This is a genomic window from Flavobacterium panacis (assembly GCF_024649945.1).
In the GTDB taxonomy this organism is placed as follows: Bacteria; Bacteroidota; Bacteroidia; order Flavobacteriales; family Flavobacteriaceae; genus Flavobacterium; species Flavobacterium panacis.
In genome coordinates, this window is sequence record NZ_JANKMS010000006.1 from 289,681 (window position 1) to 309,202 (window position 19,522).

Consider the following 19,522-nt stretch of genomic DNA (forward strand, 5'->3'; position numbering starts at 1 on the left):
GGAGGAGCTTTTCATTGTTTTATTAAATGGCTTTTTCAGAAGATATTCAATTGCAGTTCATGTTCTATTTCTGGCATTTACTGTGTATTGCCATTTTAATTTTCTGCCAATTAGGTTGCTGGAGAATTAAACACTACCTTTCCAATGAATTTAATAAACAGCAGATAGGTGGAGCCATTAGAATGTACAGATTATAAGTATGGATTTTTAAGAACGGGGGGTAATTTGGGCAGGCTGATTAATGATTTCAACTGGTGCGGGACCGCCTTGGGCCCTATTGATTTATGGAGCGAAAACCTCTGCTCATCCCTGAGCATTCTTCTGGGGTCTTCTGTTCCTTCATTTTTAGTATGGGGAGATCAGCATAATTTTTTTTATAACGATTCTTTTCGCCCATTTTTAAAAAAATCAGATGCTGGTTCCGAAGTATTGGGAAATGATGTAAATGAAGTGCTGAAGGCAGAATGGAAAACAGCCGCCTTTACGTTGAAGGATATGGAAGTTAAGCATCTTGCAAAATCTGAAGATAACATAACGACAAGTTTTGTCCACAATTCAACATCAAAACAGGTATATCTCACTCTTAGTTACAGGGCGGTATTTGATAAGAATGGAAGTAGCCGAGGCTTTTTTGTAACCTGTATAGAAAGCTCAGCAGCCATGCCGGCACTTATAAAGTCCAGCAGTGCACGCTCGCAGCTTAATAGCGTACTAATGCAGTCTAATGCAGGAATAGCCCAGGCAGACATGAATGGACGGATTGTGGAGGTTAATGAGCGCTACTGCCAGATGCTTGGATACAGCCGTGATGAAATTCTAAAAATGAATTTAGGTGAGCTTACCCATCCTGATGATTTGGAACACAATAAGATTTTAATCCAGGACTGTATCGCCAATGGGAAAGATTTCCTGATGACAAAAAGGTACATCTGCAAGAATGGAAAAGAAATATGGGTGACCAATAGTGTTGCGCTGGTTGTTGATTACCAAGGGAATAAGTATATAACTGCGATTGCAATTGATATCACAGAACAAAAAGAAAAAGAAAAACAGCTGACTGTAAGCGAGAATCGTTTTAAAAGCCTTGTTGGTAAAGCGCCAGTTGGAACAGCATTATTCCGAGGTGAGGAATTTTATATAGATCTTGCAAATGATGTTGTGCTGGGATACTGGAAAAAAAAGGATGACATTATCGGAAAAAAAATAACAGATGTTCTTTCAGATAGTACAAATTATGAGCTCTTTGAGCGCCTGGACCAGGTTACCAGGTCAGGCTCATTTTTCAAGGCAGAAGGGGCTTTAATTGTAGATAAAAAAACAGGAGCAGAGAGTTATTTTGATTATTCTTTAACACCGCTTTTTGATGAAAATAATACCGTCTACGGCGTTCTTTACATGTGCTCGGATGTGACCATAAGCATTAAGGCACAGAATCAGACAGCCGAAAACCTTAACCAGCTTGCATCCATATTTGAGCAGTCCCCAGTAGGCATTGCCACGTTGACTGTAAGTGATGATCTTGCTTTTCAAAGTGCAAATGCTTTTTACTGCGAACTTGTTGGACGGGAAAGGAATGATCTGATAGGAAAACCTCTTCTGGAGGCTCTTCCCGAAATCAAAGGCCAGGGGTTTGATGCGCTTTTAAAAGAGGTGATAAATACAGGCCAGGCTTTTGTTGCCAAGGAAGTGGAAGTAGAGCTTTTCCGACGCGGTAGAATGGAATATATTTATGTGGACCTGACCTATCAGCTGCATCATAATCTGGAAGGAGGGGCTGAAATTATCCTGGTAATTGCCACAGATGTAACAAATCAGGTTTTAAGCCGCCGGGAAGTGGAAGAGAGTGAGGCCAAGATGCAGAACATTATAGCTGCCGCGCCGGCAGGGATAGGATTATTTGTGGGCCGTGACCTTATCATTGAAAATCCAAATCAGACTTTTATAGATATTGTTGGCAAAGGTCCGCACATCGAAGGACTTCCTTTGCGTGAGGCAATGCCTGAACTTATAACAGAAGGACAAGCGTATTTAAAAATTCTGGATGATATTTTTGAAACAGGCGTACCTTTTATTTCTCCTGCATCTCTAGTGAAAATAAACCAGAACGGTGTATTGAATGATAATTACTATAATATATCCTATACGCCGATTTATAATAAAGAAGGAGAAATTTACGCCATACTCGATATCGCTATAGATGTGACAGCCCAGGTAAAAGCCCAGCAGTCAAAGGAGGAAAGTGAAGCGCATCTCGAACTGTTGAGGGACACTGTTCCTGCCATGATATTTTACTTAGACAACGAAATGAGGTACTGTTCCTATAATTCAGTTTTTATGGATTGGTTCGGTGTAGGGAAGCAGGAAGCCATTGGCAAGACAGTTCGGGAATTTATCGGTGAGGCCGCCTATGCCAAGGTTCTTCCGCATCTAAGTATTGCTTACGGCGGAGAACAGGAAAGATATGAAATGTTTGCTCCCTCAAGAATGGGAACAGGCAGGTGGCTCAGTATCGTCTACACGCCGCATAAAAACAATCGTGATGAGGTAATCGGACTTATCGTTCATGCAACCGATATTACGCTGAGTAAACAAACTGAAATCGCACTGAGAGAGAGTGAATCTAAACTGCTGGCAGTTTTAGAAGCCGCTCCTGTTTCAATCTGTGTGTTTGCAGGGGAAGATCTGCGGATTGAAAACCCCAATTATCCCTTCACTGTAAATGTGAATAAAGGCAGTAAAATAGAAGGAATGTCCATCAGGGATCTTCTGGCAGATACGCACTCGGAAACATTAATTAAAGATGTGGAAAGAGTATATAAAACAGGAGAGAGTTTTAACGCAGACGGTATTCCCGGGATTCATTTTAAAGATAACCACCCTGCTTTTTATAATATTAGCCTTTCCCCTTTACTGGATGATTCCGGCCATGTTTATGCAGTGCTGTATGTCAGCTCCGATGTCACAAAAGAAATCACATCCATTAGAAAAATAGAACAGACCGAAGAAGCTCTGCGAGCAGCGGTTGAAATTGCTGAAATGGGAACATGGTCTACAGATATTGCCACAGGAATAACAACTGTTTCAGCCCGCCATGCTGAAATATTCGGATTTGAAAATACAACTATGCATATCGATCAGGCAAGATCGGTTATTAAAAAGTCAGACCATAAAAGAGTTACAGAAGCCTTTGATGCCGCTCAAAACAGAGAAACAGGAGGGAAGTATGAGGCAGAATATAAGATTATTAACGGCATTACCGGTCAGGAACGCGTAATACATTCTGTTGGGCGAACCTATTTCAATGAAGAAGGAATGCCGCTGGTAATCAGCGGAACAGCTAAAGATATCACGCTGCAGAGAGAAATGCAGTTAGCGCTAGAAAATGAAGTAAAGCTAAGAACAAGTGAACTCGCAAGTGTTCTTGAACAATTGCAGGAAGCAAATAAGGAGCTGCAGAAGTCTAATTACGCATTGAAGCATTCCAACGAAGAACTGGCACAGTTTGCCTATGTTGCGAGCCATGACCTGCAGGAGCCTCTGCGTAAAATCAGGTTTTTTGCAGATATGCTGGAGAATGGAAGCTCTTCACTCAGTGCTTCAGAAATAATTATGAAAATTGGAACTTCTGCAGGACGCATGAGACAGCTTATAGGCGACCTGCTTGCCTTTTCGCGTCTGATCCAGCCGGAAAAAATATATCAGCAGGTAGATTTAAATGCTGTTCTGGAAAATATATCGGTCGACTTTGAACTCATGATCAAAGAGAAAAATGCGTCAATTAAGATTTCAAAATTACCTGTTATAAAAGCCTCCAGTCTTCAGATGAACCAGCTGTTCTACAATCTGATGAGTAACGCTTTGAAGTTTACAAATCCTGAAGTCTGTCCCGAGATAACAGTCAGCGCATCGGTAGCAGCTCCGGATTTTGTCTCAAATTTTACGCACAGCCCGACGCAGCCGTATAATTTTCATCATATCATCTTCAAAGATAACGGGATTGGTTTTGAGAAGAATTTTGAAAGCCAGATATTTGAAATTTTCAAACGTCTTCATCCGCAGAATATATATCCAGGCTCGGGGATCGGTCTTGCGCTATGCAGAAGAATTGTTATGAATCATCAGGGAATTCTATTTGCGGAGTCTGAGCTTGGCAAAGGCAGCTGCTTTCATGTTTTTTTTCCAGTTGAGAGTTAGTTTTGAAAGCATCATTACATTAGGAAGCTTTGATCGCATATTCAGCAGAAAATAAGTATGCAAATCCCGAAATGAAAAAGGGGAACGCAATTTCGATTAAGGTGGGAATTGTATAACGATAAGCGGAAATTGTAAGAATGCCTTCTTAAGACAGGTCTTATATTTGTGCTGTCGGTATAAATGCTAAAACATTTCCAATTCAGACTGCTGATGGCAAGGTGAGGCAATGCTCTTAAAGATTCCCCATATTATAATGGCTTTAAGGCAATATCTGAGATATACTTAATAATGCATGTTCCGAAAGATTTAAGCAGGGGATACGTGGATGAAAGTTAAAAAAGCGCCGAAAAATTTAGCAAATCAATAAATTATAAATAAATATAAAATGCAGGAAGGTACAGTAAAATTCTTCAACGAAGAAAAAGGTTTTGGTTTTATTACACCAAACAACGGCGGAAACGAAATTTTTGTTCATGTTTCAGGCCTCTCAGAAAGTATCCGTGAAAAGGATCAAGTCCGTTATGAGGTTAAGGAAGGGAAAAAAGGCCCGAATGCGGTAAATGTGATTTTGGCTTAACCAAAAGTTTGAAACAAATTAATGCACCTGCCTGAAGCAGGTGTTTTTTTTTGCCTTTCTATTATGTATTGATTAAATTCTCTTATCTTGACCATATAACTTGCAGTTAAGTATTTCTGATAATTTTACTTATTGAAAAGTTTTTTTTAATTGAAGGCAATAAAATCCTGATAGGTGCAGCTCTCCTTGATTTAAATGGCATGCAAAAAGAAATAATATAAATCTTTATTTTAATCATGTAAGCTGGCCCCTTTATCATGTGTTTAAATTTGTCTTCTCATATATAAAATAGTTTTATCATGCCTAAACACACTATTATATTCAAGACCGGACAGCTCATACTTCCCGAAAAAACGGAAAAGCATTTTATTATGGATCTGCTGCATGCCGGACAGCTTGAACTGGATTATATTGGAGAGCAGAGCCGCGGTCAGAATGGTAACCCTGAAGAAGTTTCGCTGCTGGAGTTTCATTTTGAAACAGAAGAACCGCTGGACTACCGCATGCAGGAATCTGAACTTAAAAATCTGCTGGCAGCCATGCTGGAAGGAGGCAGTGCTCGAATCAAGACAGACGGTAATGATATTATGGTTTCTCTTTAACAGGCAGCCTGCAATAGAATCCTAATGGGGCTGGTTTTGGACACTGGAAATTCTAAATAATAAGCAGCGATAGGCTGTACTGAAAAAGAAATAGATATGTCTTATAAAAATATATTATTGATTGACGATGACATCGACGATACGCAGTTTTTTGTGGAAGCGTTACAGGAAGTAAATAAGGATGCTTTATGCCTTACTTCCATGAACCCTGTAAAAGCCCTTGAAGATCTAACAGTATCCGAGCAGCTGCCTGATATCATTTTTTTAGATTATAACATGCCCTCGGTAAATGGTTTGGAGTTTCTCAAACGTATGCTGCAGATAGAGCGCCTCAGGGATATCGAGGTAATTATCCTTTCAACCCCTCCTGAAGAAGTGATGATGCCCTGGCTGGACCGTAACCATATCAGGGTGAAGTACATCTCCAAACCTGTGCACATGGAAGAGCTCCAGGAAATACTCAGAGAGCTGCTCTAGGCATACAGCGGATATTTTTGTTTCATGGTTCTTATTAAGATCAGGCCTTGAGGGAATTTTTACAGAGAAAGAATTAGATTTTTTATTCCGTTTTTCCTTAAGATGAATTTCTTTTAAAATTATCATGGCCCGCACTGTGAGAATATCTGGTAATTTACCAATCAGAAAGAATATATAAATCCGGATTATTGCAGGCTGTCCTTTTCAGTTAAAATAATCCATTGCATTATAATTTAATATTTAAGACATAAGGCAAAGATTATGAATGTACTTAAAATAGCCATTGCCGCATTTTCTGCAACAAACATCATGACCGCTTTCAGTTATCTGATGTCTGCCTGTTTTAAAAAGCTTTTTCAAGAGCCTGTCATAATGGATTTTATACTCAAGGGATTGGGAATTAAACTGAAAGGAAGATGGAATAAAATTGCAGGCTGGTCGGCGCATTACCTTATAGGCTTTGTAATGGCGCTGTCCTACGAAGCATTATGGAGCTTCACTGTTTTTGAATTCGGTTTTGGATCAGGTATTTTATTTGGAATTGGCAGCGGTTTAATAGGCATTGCTGTGTGGAGACGGATTTATCTTACCTCCATCCACCGTGATGTGTCTGCAAGATATTATTATGTAGAACTCTTCACGGCGCATGTTATTTTTGCAGTGGTCGTGGTTATAGCCTTTAAAATATTTAAATATGATCCGATTTCGAAAATAGGGCCTTATCTTTCCTGAATATTGAATGCAGTAAAGTTGAATAAGGGTAAATTGAAACATCAAGAATATCTTTATGCAGTATAAATATTGGTGTGGAAATTCCCTATATGCTTTATATTCTGGGATGTCTGCCTTGTTTTGTCGTAAATGGATGCATCATGCCCAATTTCTGACGGGAAAAAATAATTCCCTGCTCTTTTTGATCTGCTGAATTCTGCAGCAGCGTAACCAATCTTCTTAGATAATAAATCAATAACTATTTTTAGGAATAAAAAAAGACCGTGCTGACCTGACTAAGATCCAGCACGGCCAATTGCTTTCTGCCCCAAAAAGCACTAGAATATCACTTTTCGAGTTATGGTCCGGCCATCCTCTAAAGTAGCCTTGACAAGAAGCATCTGGGAAGACGCCTGTATGCCGGAGATCTGAAAGCTGGATGCATCAGTATTCTGGCAGCTGTAAAGCAGCCTGCCGGCAGCGTCAAATACAGCGGACTGCTTTACAACTGTATTTAGGGATATAAGACTGATGACCTTATCTTGTACAACGACATACAGCATGACAGGATTATTTTCAACTTTATTTGTTCCTAAGGTTCGCTCTGAAGCATAACGAAGGATAAAACGGTCATTGAAAATTCCGGTATCGGTATTGAAAGTGTAGCCGCCTTCTCTAAGGTTGTGCAGTTTTCCAGCGGCTTTATCATAGAGATAGATATCCTTCTGAGATAAATCACCGTCCGCATGATCAATGGAAATGGTGAGATTTCCCTTAACTGCCGATCTATATCCGAGTACAACAGTGTCAGAGGGATCAATAGGAGCCGGCCTTCCTTGGATTACAAGTTTTTTACCTTCGCTGATGCTGTAAAAATCGGCGTATCTGTTGGCGTCAAGGGATACAGCATCATAATTTACATCCCATCCGTTGGTTGCTCCTGTAATATACCCAATGAGCAGCTGTTTGAAAATTCCTTCCGTACTGGTCAGATTAAGCCAGACGCGATGCCTTTCAGACTGCGGCTCATCCTTTTCCGCAATGGATTCGCCTGGAACGTTTATGTATGTAGAAGGTCCATGTAAAAACGGATCGGAATTTATTGAAACGGCATACTGTGCAGCTAACAGTAAACTTGATAAGAAAAGCTTTTTCATGATTTAGTATATTTAAAAATTAAAAAGGGGGCTGACGCCGTGATGTTCTAAATTTTAAATAACAGCATAGAATTCCAGTGCCGCTATAGAGCGGTGCTCATGAAAAGCTATAAATCAAAGTAGTTTTGTACTATATCTGTTATTTTAAATTTTAGCTTACTTTAAAAGCCTAAGTCAGAAAAAACCGATGCTTGGCAGCTGCAGTCTACACAGGGCTTTAGAGCTTGATAAGCTTATTAAAGCCATACATCGATGATTTAGGTTTTTAGACGATCTAAAGTTTTATTAAGTTAATGATTTTAACATAAAAACGGAAATATTGCCTTATATTTAACGTTATTGATGATTTTTTTAACGATTTTATGATAATTGTGTTAAAGTTTATATTTAAACATTCACGATTTATATAATTTTTATGTCAAGATGTATGGGAATTCTCATTTAATGGGTGTATCGAACGAATGCCGTAAGCTTTTATCAAATCTTGTATTGGAATTAATGAAGTGCTTCCAGTTGGCTGGAAAGTGTTTTTATTGCCAGTCTGATGATAAAACCCGCCTGTCGCCATAAGGCAGAGACGGGCTGTCCATAAACATAATCTTCTAAAAAATGTTTATCTGTATGAAGGCGATTTTCGTAGTTTTATAGCTGTACAAGTACAACAATCAAGCAGATAATAATTATACAATTGTTTTGAGTCGTTATATATTACAGTTGTATGGATAAATTTTATTTATTTTTTAATATATATGGACTAGAGGGCTTTGGTTTAGATTCTGTCTTTAAAATATGCTGGGCATATATTCAGGAATAATGCTGTTGGTGAAATATAAGTTTTTAAAGTGTGATGGATATTTTTTAAAAATCAGCCGCTTCTTCTCTAAAAATATCTTCTACAATTATCATAGAAGCGGCTTCGCAGAAATCCAGACCCGAGTAATCAGGATTATAGCCTCCTATATAAGGGACGGCCATAATATAAATGTTTTCATTATAGCATCCATACTGGTCAATAATCTGGAAATTGTCATTGATTGCAATTCCGGAAACCTTCATATAATAACTGCCGTCTGGATTTTTTTCAATCGGCGGGTTTCCATCTTCAATAATTGTTTCTGCAGCTTCATTAGATTTAAACTTTAAAATGGCAGGGGTCACAGCTTTCTGGGAAACGAGTGATTGAAAAGGAAAATCTTCATAAGATAAATGAGGCTGTCCGATACAGTCTACAAACGTACTGTAATATTCAGCTTTCTGTTCTTTATTTTCATCAAGATACCTGTAGATAATTCCTCCTCCTGGCTGGGGCTCAACAGAACTGTCTTGATTGACGGCTTTAATATCCAGCACGCCGGCATGATGCAGGGCCAGAAGCTCGCTGCATGATTTTTGCGGCACGAAAGCAATAACAATGGAGATCAGAGGCATTAACACTTTCTGGAGCCTCAGCATATCTTCTGCAGAAAGGTATTTTGCAGGATGGTTCATCGCAAAACTTAAGACGGCCAGCATTTCTTTCCAGTAAATGGATTCCTGTCTTTTTATGGATTTTTCTGCCTGTATGTATTCTGCCTGTAAAAGCTGGAAAGGATCCAGACGTTCTCTGAGTTCCATCATTTCCTGCACAAATTCCTCAATAGAAAGGTTTTTAATTCGGTCGTAAAAATCAGGATCTTTTGTGCGGAAGATTTCTGTGAAATTTTTTTTAAAAATAAAATCAAGCGAAAGAAAACCATCGTTTCCTTTACGATGCTCGTCTATTTCTTCTCTGGTAAGCAGAGAATCGTGCGATAAATGGGAATCTTCTAAGTGGAATCTTACAGCAGGAAGCATACCGCTTCTGGAATGGATTACCATCTTAAAATCAGGGCATTCATCCCTCTTTTCATAGCATAGTTTATGCTCTGAATCCGCAGCAAATTTACCATTGCACCTTGCTAGAGTTCTTATTGCATCAATTGCAGTAAGCGACGATCCCCTTATAGCAACGGCGTGGTTTAACTTTGTCTGCAGTTTGGAAGGCGGGTATGGGGCATCAAAATAGCCTTTTATTTTTCCTTCATGCCTTTTAGGCCAGTTATGTCCAGTGCAGATTACTGCGTAGTCAAATTCTGATTTTTCAGTTTCTGTGACAACACAGACTTTCTGCTCCTCTTTTTTGTAGATCAAATCCGTAACAGCTGTGTCGTAAAGTATAGTTGTTGCAATCCCTTTAACAGCTGTAATCTGCTGAAGAAGATCAAACTGTGAGCAGAGGTAATGGCCAAATAAAATTCTAGGCAGCACTTTATATTCATTAAAACTGGCGGCACTTATGTTGAATCTCTCCAGTAATTCTGCAGGAGCAGATTTGATCCATTCTTCGATAGAATTAACAATGCCGGGTATTTCATTGTCAGATACATTTGTGACATGCTCGTCATTGGCCCCCTCAATGCTGTAAGGCATTCCGGCACCAAGCATTCTCTTCTTTTCATAAATGGTGACCTCCAAACCTATTCTTCCAGATTCGATAAGTCTTTTGTATAAAAACAGTCCGCTTGGACCTCCGCCTAATATGGCTATCTTTTTTTTATTCTGCTCCATTTTTCAAATTTTAAAGAAAAGTAATATGCATTATTGGACTGGCTCTTATAAAATTTCGCGATTTCGATCTATAATTTCTGTGTAAATTTATCTGCTGTGCTGTTCATCTGATCAGACATTTAAATTTTGTAATAGAAATAACGCATGCTGTAAATACAATGGTTTGGTCTCCTGCTAATTTTGTCCTTCAACTCATTTAATGCAGCTGCTGCTATTCCATGATGGACATTTATGATTGATAGGTCTCAAGGCAGTTATTTTAGTTTTTTGACAAAACTTCACTTCTGCTTTTTATTGGCAGCGAGCGAATAATCAATAAAAAAAAGCAACAAAGGAATAATTGATCTTTATCACCCGGCTAGATCTTGACAATAAACTTGTGTTTTCCCTTGCTTTGAATCATTGGGATGCTTAATTTTACTTACATCATTGCAGCATGGAATTAGCGCTGTAATATTATATTAACATAAAATGAATAGAAAAATAATTTTACTGGTTGATGATGACTGCGACGATGCTGAATTTTTTAAGTGGGCAATGGTTGGAACGGAAGAGACTTTTGCGGTTAAATTTGTGGACAGCGGTGATGCAGCACTTCAGTTGCTTTCTGAACTGGAACCGCTGCCTGATTTGATTGTAGTGGATGCCGGAATGCCGAAAATGAACGGCTGGGAGCTGCTCAAGCATATCAAGACGGATTTAAGGTTGGGAAATGTGCCGGTTGTAATGATGGCCACTTCCTCACGAATGCAAGGAATAGAAGAAGCCCATTCATTGGGTGCGGCAGCTTATATTGTAAAGCCTTCTGATTTTGATGAGCTGAAAATGATAATGAAGCAGCTCTGCATCGGCGTACAAACCGATTTAAAAAATACGCTGGAGGATATGCATGCAAGCCTGCCAGCAAACATTTACACATTCAGCTAGATTGCACCTTTTTCATTTACTATAAAAACAACAAGTAAATATCAAGGCTGTTTCCTAAAAACATGTTAAGTCCCTGCTTTTGCACACGCAGCAGGTACTTTTCTAAATTCACATTATTTAATGAAGATTAAAGATATAGTTAACCGCGGTCTGGTTACTTTAACCAACTGTGACCAAGAACCCATACATATTCCTGGAAATATCCAGCCGCATGGATTTTTAATTGGACTTACTAATGACTGGATAATAGACTACTGCACTGAAAATATTTCCAGCTTCCTTGATTTAAGCCATACGCAGGCTTTGGGAAAGAAATTTGAGACTGTTTTTGGCGGCACGGCTCATAATCTTGTTTTGAACTACACAAATTCTGAGACGGTTCAGGATGTATTTCCGCTGGAGGTAGAGCTTATGGAAAGGAAATTTCAAATCAATATACACAAAAGCGGCGATATATATGTTCTTGAGGCTGAACCTCAGTTCGATAAGCAGATTTTGGCGGATGTCTACACGCAGACTATTCAGTTTGTAACGCAGATGAACAGCACAAAATCTTTAAAAGACCTTTGTGCGCTTGTGGCAGAAGGCACCAGAGAGATAACAGGCTACGATCGCGTAATGATCTACCGCTTTGATGAACAGTATAACGGTGAAGTGTATGCGGAAAGCTGCAGGAAGGATCTGGAGCCTTTTTTAGGGCTGCATTATCCGCACACGGATATTCCGGTTCAGGCAAGGGAATTGTATATAAGGAACCAGCTCAGACTGATTACTGATATAAATTATCAGCCCGTGCCTATTTTTACCGTGGATGACAAAGAGGATAAAAACCTTGATTTAAGCCTGTCAATATTAAGAAGCACGTCTCCAATTCATGTGCAGTATCTTAAAAACATGGGAGTCGGCGCTACGCTTACCATTTCACTTATTCACCATGACCGTTTATGGGGGCTCATTGCCTGCCACCATTATTCGAAAAAGAATATATCTCCGGGTGTAAGGCTGGCGGCCAAACTTCAGGGACAGTTCATTACCTCGCAGATTGATATCCGTGAATCTAATGATGAAAATCTGAATGCCAAGAAAACACTTCAAGCGTTAGAGCATTTGACGGCTCTTGATCTTCCTCTGGCGGAAGATTCTCTGGATACTCTCATACAAATGCCGGAATTATTAGCCGTCTGCAATGCTTCAGGAGTTTCCATACTGTTTAGAAATAAAATGTATAAAAATGGTCAGGTCCCTGAAGATAATCAGATAAGAAGTTTTACGGCGCAATTGGGCAGTAAGGGCCACAATGAGTTTTACGCCAGCAGAAAAATAGGGGAGGACTTACCCGAGCTGGAAGGCTCTTCTAATTTTGCAGGTGCAGTTTACCATGCTCTTGGAGGTTCAAACCATATAATCTGGTATAGGCCGGAAACCGTCTCAGAAATCAACTGGGCAGGCGATCCGGAAAAAAGCATAGTGAAAGATGATAAGGGGCTGCATCCAAGAAACTCATTTAATACATGGAAACAGATTGTCAAGGGACAGAGCGGCATCTGGAAAGAGTACGAGATCAATTCAGCAGCGAAATTTGCGCATTCACTTCATAAAAATCTAATAATGATTCTGTTAAGTGAAGAGGAGGAGAAATACAGGCTTCAGAGTGAAGTATTGAAGGAGACCAATTCTGAACTGGAAAACATTAACTGGATCAGTACCCATGATCTTCAGGAGCCTTTAAGGAAAATACAGATGATTACCTCCAAGCTGCTTTCCGAAAAAAGACATGATCCTGAGCATCCTGAAATTGATTCATTGGAACGCGTGTCAAAATCTGCGGCAAAAATGCGCGAACTGCTGCAGGATATCTTGAAATACACGCGGATTAAAAACACTAGGGAGGCAGCCGAGAAAATAGACCTTAATCTGATTCTTGATGCGGCAATAGAGGAAAACAGCGATCTAATATCAGAATGCAGTGCTGTCATTGAATGCCAGAAACTGCCACAGGTCAACGCTATAGGATTTTTAATGAAGCAGCTGTTTATAAATATTATTCAAAATTCCTTAAAATATGCTTCTCCTGAACGCAATCCTGTTATAAAAATTACCGCTTCGCAGCAGCCTGAAATTATAAAGGGCCGCTTTAAAGTGTATTGCAGCTGGGTCAAATTTTCGGATAATGGAATTGGATTTGACCAGAAATATGCAGATTCAATATTCAAGGTTTTTACAAGGCTTCATACGCAGCAGGAATACAGCGGTTCAGGGATTGGACTGGCACTATGCAAGAAGATAATGCAGGCATTGGGAGGAGCGATCTCTGCGGAAGGAAAATCAGGACAGGGAGCCAGTATTACCATTTATTTTCCCTGTGACGAGCAGGATACACTTATTTAAATATTTGTTCGATCAGGCAGGTAAATTGAAAATTTATATGATTAATTTTTGAAAAGCTGTTTTCAGATTCGGCTTCATTTTTATTATTGATGAGGTTGCTGCTTTAATTGTTATAAGGCCGATAGAAAGTGAGTGCTGTCTTAAATCCTGCAGGGCTTTCTATGCGTTATTTATCGCTATATGGCTTCATTTCATATTAATTGCCTATCTTTGAAATTATTAACCGGTTTTACGGATATAATTCGGTCGTTTATTGATTTTCAAAAAGCTCAATACAATTGAGATTTGCTGATTTTTAAATTCTTGTCTTATGTTTTAACTGCAATCTAGAATTTATGGCTGGCCAGAAAAATATTGTCCACAAGATACTAATAGTTGATGACGACCAGGATGATAGAGGTTTTTTAGCTGATGCGCTTTTGGAAATCGACCCCCGCATTGAAATATTTGAACTGGAGGATGGAATAAGCCTTATGAGCAGCCTTATTGACAATGCAGAAATTCCGGATATTATTTTTCTGGATATCAACATGCCCGGAAAAGACGGGCTGCAGTGCCTTAAAGAAATCAAGATGCAGGACGGTAATTTAAAGAGAGTGAAAATCATAATGCTTTCCACCAGCAGCGATCCTGAAGATATAGAAACAGCTCATGAGTTCGGCGCTTCTTTTTATGCGGTAAAACCGAGTTCATTTGATGTTATGAAGCTTTTTCTCAAAGAAGTTATGAATATGAACTTGGATAACAGGCGTAAATTTCGTCTTATCTAAAAATGAGTTCCTATTAGAATTCTTGTCTGAATTCAGAATCAGTCTCGATCATTTTTATAAGTTAGCAGGTAAAATCTCTTTTCTGCACAGTGGCAGGATTCATAATAATGCATGAAACTCCAATAGCACAAACTGCATAATGTCTGGCTTTCTTTCGTGTGCTGATGAATATTAAGATAAAATATCTGCAGGGAAGGTCATTTCAAATACGGCGCCGGAACCTTCGACAGTAATATTTTTAAGCTGTCCATTATGTCTTTCGGTAATTTTTTTGCAGAGTGACAGTCCTAAGCCTGTTCCTTCATACTGGTCTTTGGAATGAAGCCTCTCAAAGGCATTAAAGATTTTTATCGAGTTTTCGGGAGCAATTCCGATACCGTTGTCCGATACGGTAATTTTTAAATTGCCTTCATCAGAGCTGCATTGTATTTTGATGCGGGAGTCACAGTTTTCGCGTGAGAATTTCAAAGAATTGGCTATCAGATTGTAAAAAAGCTGATGGAACAAAATTTTAGACCCTCTCACCGTCGGCATTTTGGAATGTTCTATTACGGCAGATTTTTCGAGTATCTTTATTTCAAGATCCTCCTTAATGCTTTCTATCGTTTCATTAAGATCCACTTCTTCTTCTACCTCTGGGCTGCCGGCTGAAGAATAATTCAATATGGAATCGATCATTTCTGTAAGACGTTCGGCGCTTTTGTTCAATTTATTGGCATACTGGCTGATTCGCGGCATCTGTCCCTTGGCAGTTTCCTGTTTTAAAATATCGGAAAACAATAAAATCTTGCGCACTGGCTCCTTAAGGTCATGGCTGATCACATGACCAAACTGTTTGAGATCATCATTGGAGCGTGTGAGTTCCATAGTGCGCTGTTCTACCAGCTGCAGGAGCTCCTGAGCGTTTTTTTTCTGCTGCGTAATGTCCTGGGCAATTCCCACAATAATATTTTCTTTGTTGTCACTCTCGGAAAGCGATCCTGAAAATCTAAGCCAGTACAGCGTATCATTGACTGCTACTCTGATTTCGCAGTTCAGGTCTCCCATGCGAGTCAGGTTTTTTAGGGTATCCTGCCACAATGCCAAATCTTCCGTATAAATCAGGTCGTTTAAGTCTGAAAGTGAAATTTCACTATCTTTTTCAAAAAAGCTTAAAAAACGTTTGGAGCCGGTAATAGTTCCCTTATCCGTATCAATTTCAAATGTCCCCAGCTGTGCGGCATCAACAGCCAGTCTTAATCTTTTTTCAATTTCTATGGTCTGCTGTCTGGCTACATTGAGTTCGGTAACCTCTGCCGCCGTATTCATGACTCCGTATACTTTTCCTTCCACATCAAATATAGGGGTGAAATTGTAATTGAAGTAATGCGGTTTTAGGATACCCTCCACAACAATGTCTACCCTAGCATTTTTTGCCTCGAAAGGTCTTCCGGTATGGAGCACCTCTCTCAGCTGTTCGAATATTTCCTGATTTTTAAGTTCGGGAAGGATTTCAGTGTAGTTGGTTCCTATTACATCAGGTCCCTTTCCATATGTCTTAATCATACACTTGTTGGCCAGGACTATTTTCATGTTATAACCAGTGTATAACCCTATCGGGAAAGGTGCCGTATCTATAACGTCACGCAATACACTTTCTCTCATTGATTCTGGAAGATTCGTCATAATACCAGTTAAATTGTAATGTAGAAGTTTTCAAAAGCTGGCTGTCTGTTGTCATTTTCAGATACCAGTTTAACCGCTTTGTTGATCAGTTGTGCCATTTTACTGTAGTCGGCAGGCTTTGTAATGAAGTAATCGGCCCCCAGCTCGTACATTCTTTGAATGTCGGCCGGATTGCTGCTGGTGGTAAAAATGACAATAACATGATGTTTGAGATGCTGTGATTCCCTTATTTTTTTCAAACATTCCGGTCCTGAGAGAACAGGCATGTTAAGATCCAGAAAAATCAAATCTGCTGCAGGCTCCGGAGGGCCTTCAAGCAGATTGATCAATTTTGATCCGTTGTATGAAATGGAGAGTTTTAAATCAGGAAACTGTTCTGAAAAAATATCAGAAAAAAAATCGCAGTCATCTATATCGTCATCGGCCAGCAGGACATGCCTGAATATTTTTTTAGTCATAATAGGGTTCTGCTTAAGTGCAGGTATCTCAAATATACAATTTTAATAGCTTATCTCTGTTTTACGGTTTGAATTTTGTTATATTTTAAAAATGCACACCGCTTTAATAATGTGAATCTAGATATAGATATGGTCGTAGATTGCTATTCCGCCGGTTTCCATTATAATGATCTGAATGTGCTGGTCCCCATTGGGGCTCTATTGTTTTGTCGCTGCAAAATATTTGTATCCTTCAAGAAATCACAATCAAAGTCCGGCTCATCGTCTTGCCTATGATAGAGATCCGGTATTGCCGCCGTCTGCTGTTTTTGAGCCGCAAATACTGTTTCTGCGGAATTTTGAGCGCAGATGAAACGAAAGGTCTTATCTGATTTCTTCCTGAAGCTGGAAAAGGTTAGTGATTTCATTATTATATAAATATAGAGGCCTGCCTTAGCATTTTAAATTTTATCAAAAGTAAATTTATCTGCAGGCTTTCGATTATAGAATTACGGTGTGTCTTTACATAATTTCATTGTGTAAATAAATCAATTTCCAATTTCAGTTGATCTGCAATCAGTTATCCCGGATGTAAGAACGGAGGTATTTTTTGATATGAATCTCCAGAAGATGAATGTCTTGCGATGGAAAATAGTTTTTAAGCTGTTGAGTATAATCTGGGCAAGATTAAATTCACAGCTAGTCGTTTATTCAATTTTTTTAATGAAGTGATTTAACTATTTTTTTAACATTGCCAATAAGTGTGCATCATATCTAAATAATTATATTTGATTAATTATACTAAAACAGCAGATCTTTCACAATGGAAAAAACGATACAGCTAAAGGTGAGAAAAGATTTGGATGCGCGAGAGCAGCATACGATACTAAAACTCAAAGGCAGCCTGATTTCAAAAGGCTACACCGAGATTATCCATATTTTGGATCAGGACGAAGATTATCACATCAATACCTTTGAGACGGCGACCGAAAAAAAAAATGAAGTCCAGCAGTATATTGCGGTCTTTATCGACAAGGAAAGCCTTCAGAGGGCCGTCAGCATCAAATAATTAAAAGGTTCTTTATCATAGGGAGCCCGCTGGCCTTCGGTCTGGCGGGCTTTTTAGTTTTTAGTTTGCCGCCACAGAAAGCCAATGCAATTATAGGCTTTCTTTTTTTATGCTCTTCCTATCTGTTGCAGGTTATCGCAAAGCAGACTCGCAATCTCCTTACGGTACTGGGAAGGTTTGTTCTTAATTCCACTGCATTGCAGCAATCTTCTTCAACCTGTTTTGAATTGAAAACTTCTTCCTCTAATTTTTATGCATTTGAGATTCCGATCCAGAATGGCTAACTTAGCAGTCAGCAAAAAAACAAGGCATAGGCATTAAAAAACGATGGGACCAGAACAGTATATCAGACTCTCGCAGCTCAATGACCGGATCCAGGACGCGATCAGTTCCCGCTTCAGGGGACAGACGTACTGGGTTGTGGCTGATATTACCAATCATTCCTTCAAGGCCGACAGGAAGATCCATTATTTTGAGCTGGTGGAGAAAGCGGAAAAGAACAGCGCCATAACCGCCAAGATCATGGGCAAGGCATGGGGCGAGGGAGCAGTGAACCTTTCGGATTTTGAAAAGAAGACCGGACAGCGCTTCACCAACAATCTGCATGTGCTGGTAAAGGTGAGCGTAGACTATCATCTGCTCTACGGGCTGTCGGTAAACGTGCTGGATATCGATGTGAATTTTACCCTCGGCGTACTGGAGCAGCAGCGCAATGCCACCCTTGCAAGGCTTGTAGAGGAAAATGATTTCATCATCAAAACAGCGGAAGGCTATTCCACCCTCAACAGCCGTCTGCAGCTGCCCATTGCCATACAGAGGGTTGCCGTGATATCGGCAAGCAACTCTGCAGGGAATGAGGATTTCCGCCATACTCTGCAGCACAATGATTTCGGATACGCTTTCCAGATTGACGATTACAACACTGTTGTGCAGGGAGACAATAACGCCAAACTGTTCCTAAACAAGCTTATAGAGGTCTACAACACCAAGATACCCTATGATGCCATCGTCATTACAAGGGGAGGCGGGTCGCAGTCGGATTTCCTGATTTTTGACAACTACCAGATCGGACGCGCAGTGGCCAAGTTTCCCATTCCGATCCTAACGGGGATCGGGCACCAGAAGAATGTCAGCATCACCGATCTGATGGCCCATACCCATACCAAAACCCCGACTAAGGCGGCAGAGTTCATTATTGCGCATAACCGCAGTTTTGAAACGAGGCTGTTATCCCTGCAGCAGCATATCGTGATCAGATCCCAGCAACTTCTGCTGCGCCATTCGAAAGCGCTCGAAGAGCAGAAGCGGCATATTTCAAGAAAAACCAGGGAGCTTCTCTCCCAGCACAGGCAGCAGCTGGCCTCTGCCAATCAGAGCATCGCAGCGGACGCTAAAGACATACTGCACGAGCATCAGAAAAAGCTTTCGCTGAAAGCCCATCTGGCACTGCAGTTTTCACAGAAGCTGCTGCGACGCAAGAAAAGCGATGTGGATTTTCTGGCGGAAAACCTCAAGCGCTTTGCGTCTGGATATCTGCGAGGCAGGAGACTTCATCTGGATCATCTGGATAAAAGCATAAAACTGATGTCCCCGCAGAATATCCTAAAGAAGGGATATGCGATCGTAAAAGCAAATGGAAAGATTGCAGGGACAGGTGAAAATATAAAAATAGGAGAGGATATAGAAGTGATCCTCCACGATACCGTGATTAAAAGCACCGTTAAAGAAAAAATACAATATGATGGAAGAGAAACTGACTTATGAATCGGCATGGAATGAGCTTTCGGCCATTTCAAAGGAAATAGAGAACGAGACCATTTCGGTGGACGAGCTTGCCGCGAAAGTGAAAAGGGCATCGGAGCTTATTGCCTTCTGCCAAGGGAGGCTTAAAGCCACCGAAACGGAAGTGGGGAAGATTATCGACGCAATGGAAAATCAGAAAGAAGCCTAAAAAAAAACAGG

General features: G+C 40.0%; 16 protein-coding genes. 11 read left to right on the forward strand and 5 right to left on the reverse strand.

From position 1 onward, the window contains the following. Positions 1–168: 168 nt before the first annotated feature. From NQQ59_RS14680 to NQQ59_RS14700, 5 genes are all read left to right on the forward strand, one after another. Entirely contained in the window at positions 169–4,194 is a 4,026-nt protein-coding gene (locus NQQ59_RS14680; protein ID WP_144219644.1) for a PAS domain S-box protein, read from the forward strand. A gap of 385 nt (positions 4,195–4,579) precedes the next feature. Next, entirely contained in the window at positions 4,580–4,771 is a 192-nt protein-coding gene (locus NQQ59_RS14685) for a cold-shock protein (protein WP_144219645.1), read from the forward strand. 299 nt (positions 4,772–5,070) lie between these two features. Beyond that, positions 5,071–5,373, forward strand: a complete 303-nt coding sequence (locus NQQ59_RS14690) for a hypothetical protein (protein ID WP_144219646.1) — start codon at positions 5,071–5,073, stop codon at positions 5,371–5,373. A 96-nt stretch (positions 5,374–5,469) separates the two neighbouring features. After that, positions 5,470–5,850 carry a response regulator gene (locus NQQ59_RS14695; protein ID WP_144219647.1) on the forward strand — a complete coding sequence of 127 codons (381 nt, stop codon included), beginning with the start codon at positions 5,470–5,472 and terminating at the stop codon, positions 5,848–5,850. 261 nt (positions 5,851–6,111) lie between these two features. Next, a complete protein-coding gene (locus NQQ59_RS14700; RefSeq protein ID WP_144219648.1) occupies positions 6,112–6,582 on the forward strand; it encodes a hypothetical protein in 471 nt (156 codons plus the stop codon). Positions 6,583–6,899: 317 nt separating this feature from the next. Here NQQ59_RS14700 and NQQ59_RS14705 read toward each other — a convergent pair whose 3' ends face one another. Further along, positions 6,900–7,718 (reverse strand): T9SS sorting signal type C domain-containing protein, encoded by an 819-nt coding sequence (locus NQQ59_RS14705; protein WP_144219649.1) that lies wholly within the window; start codon positions 7,716–7,718, stop codon positions 6,900–6,902. An 858-nt stretch (positions 7,719–8,576) separates the two neighbouring features. Then, positions 8,577–10,304 carry an FAD/NAD(P)-binding protein gene (locus NQQ59_RS14710; protein ID WP_144219650.1) on the reverse strand — a complete coding sequence of 576 codons (1,728 nt, stop codon included), beginning with the start codon at positions 10,302–10,304 and terminating at the stop codon, positions 8,577–8,579. Between the two features lie 471 nt (positions 10,305–10,775). Between NQQ59_RS14710 and NQQ59_RS14715 the strand changes: the two genes are divergently transcribed. From NQQ59_RS14715 to NQQ59_RS14725, 3 genes are all read left to right on the forward strand, one after another. Next, positions 10,776–11,231, forward strand: a complete 456-nt coding sequence (locus tag NQQ59_RS14715; protein ID WP_144219651.1) for a response regulator — start codon at positions 10,776–10,778, stop codon at positions 11,229–11,231. Positions 11,232–11,351: 120 nt separating this feature from the next. Next, a complete protein-coding gene (locus NQQ59_RS14720) occupies positions 11,352–13,619 on the forward strand; it encodes an ATP-binding protein (protein WP_144219652.1) in 2,268 nt (755 codons plus the stop codon). Positions 13,620–13,954: 335 nt separating this feature from the next. Beyond that, on the forward strand, positions 13,955–14,389 hold the full coding sequence (locus NQQ59_RS14725; RefSeq protein ID WP_144219653.1) for a response regulator: 435 nt from the start codon (positions 13,955–13,957) through the stop codon (positions 14,387–14,389). A gap of 171 nt (positions 14,390–14,560) precedes the next feature. Here NQQ59_RS14725 and NQQ59_RS14730 read toward each other — a convergent pair whose 3' ends face one another. The 3 genes from NQQ59_RS14730 to NQQ59_RS14740 all read right to left on the reverse strand — a co-directional run bounded on the left by NQQ59_RS14730 (position 14,561) and on the right by NQQ59_RS14740 (position 16,919). After that, positions 14,561–16,054 (reverse strand): PAS domain-containing sensor histidine kinase, encoded by a 1,494-nt coding sequence (locus NQQ59_RS14730; RefSeq protein WP_144219654.1) that lies wholly within the window; start codon positions 16,052–16,054, stop codon positions 14,561–14,563. Positions 16,055–16,062: 8 nt separating this feature from the next. Then, positions 16,063–16,512: a response regulator gene (locus tag NQQ59_RS14735; protein WP_144219655.1), complete on the reverse strand. Its 450-nt coding sequence runs from the start codon at positions 16,510–16,512 to the stop codon at positions 16,063–16,065. A gap of 161 nt (positions 16,513–16,673) precedes the next feature. Beyond that, positions 16,674–16,919 carry a hypothetical protein gene (locus NQQ59_RS14740; RefSeq protein WP_144219656.1) on the reverse strand — a complete coding sequence of 82 codons (246 nt, stop codon included), beginning with the start codon at positions 16,917–16,919 and terminating at the stop codon, positions 16,674–16,676. Positions 16,920–17,314: 395 nt separating this feature from the next. Between NQQ59_RS14740 and NQQ59_RS14745 the strand changes: the two genes are divergently transcribed. The 3 genes from NQQ59_RS14745 to xseB all read left to right on the forward strand — a co-directional run bounded on the left by NQQ59_RS14745 (position 17,315) and on the right by xseB (position 19,511). Then, positions 17,315–17,560, forward strand: coding sequence for a hypothetical protein (locus NQQ59_RS14745; protein WP_223704959.1), 246 nt, complete (start codon positions 17,315–17,317; stop codon positions 17,558–17,560). A gap of 327 nt (positions 17,561–17,887) precedes the next feature. Continuing rightward, positions 17,888–19,324 (forward strand): exodeoxyribonuclease VII large subunit, encoded by a 1,437-nt coding sequence (gene xseA, locus NQQ59_RS14750; protein WP_144219657.1) that lies wholly within the window; start codon positions 17,888–17,890, stop codon positions 19,322–19,324. Next, positions 19,299–19,511 carry an exodeoxyribonuclease VII small subunit gene (gene xseB, locus NQQ59_RS14755; RefSeq protein WP_307777145.1) on the forward strand — a complete coding sequence of 71 codons (213 nt, stop codon included), beginning with the start codon at positions 19,299–19,301 and terminating at the stop codon, positions 19,509–19,511. Before xseA ends, xseB begins: the two co-directional genes overlap by 26 nt. Positions 19,512–19,522: the final 11 nt, after the last annotated feature.

Bases quoted from the DNA above. Each gene is read 5' to 3' on its own strand.
- NQQ59_RS14685 (WP_144219645.1), top strand. From the start codon at position 4,580: ATGCAGGAAGGTACAGTAAAATTCTTCAACGAAGAAAAAGGTTTTGGT.
- NQQ59_RS14690 (WP_144219646.1), top strand. From the start codon at position 5,071: ATGCCTAAACACACTATTATATTCAAGACCGGACAGCTCATACTTCCC.
- NQQ59_RS14695 (WP_144219647.1), top strand. From the start codon at position 5,470: ATGTCTTATAAAAATATATTATTGATTGACGATGACATCGACGATACG.
- NQQ59_RS14700 (WP_144219648.1), top strand. From the start codon at position 6,112: ATGAATGTACTTAAAATAGCCATTGCCGCATTTTCTGCAACAAACATC.
- NQQ59_RS14705 (WP_144219649.1), bottom strand. From the start codon at position 7,718: ATGAAAAAGCTTTTCTTATCAAGTTTACTGTTAGCTGCACAGTATGCC.
- NQQ59_RS14710 (WP_144219650.1), bottom strand. From the start codon at position 10,304: ATGGAGCAGAATAAAAAAAAGATAGCCATATTAGGCGGAGGTCCAAGC.
- NQQ59_RS14715 (WP_144219651.1), top strand. From the start codon at position 10,776: ATGAATAGAAAAATAATTTTACTGGTTGATGATGACTGCGACGATGCT.
- NQQ59_RS14720 (WP_144219652.1), top strand. From the start codon at position 11,352: ATGAAGATTAAAGATATAGTTAACCGCGGTCTGGTTACTTTAACCAAC.
- NQQ59_RS14725 (WP_144219653.1), top strand. From the start codon at position 13,955: ATGGCTGGCCAGAAAAATATTGTCCACAAGATACTAATAGTTGATGAC.
- NQQ59_RS14730 (WP_144219654.1), bottom strand. From the start codon at position 16,054: ATGACGAATCTTCCAGAATCAATGAGAGAAAGTGTATTGCGTGACGTT.
- NQQ59_RS14735 (WP_144219655.1), bottom strand. From the start codon at position 16,512: ATGACTAAAAAAATATTCAGGCATGTCCTGCTGGCCGATGACGATATA.
- NQQ59_RS14740 (WP_144219656.1), bottom strand. From the start codon at position 16,919: ATGAAATCACTAACCTTTTCCAGCTTCAGGAAGAAATCAGATAAGACC.
- NQQ59_RS14745 (WP_223704959.1), top strand. From the start codon at position 17,315: ATGGAAAAAACGATACAGCTAAAGGTGAGAAAAGATTTGGATGCGCGA.
- xseA (WP_144219657.1), top strand. From the start codon at position 17,888: ATGGGACCAGAACAGTATATCAGACTCTCGCAGCTCAATGACCGGATC.
- xseB (WP_307777145.1), top strand. From the start codon at position 19,299: ATGATGGAAGAGAAACTGACTTATGAATCGGCATGGAATGAGCTTTCG.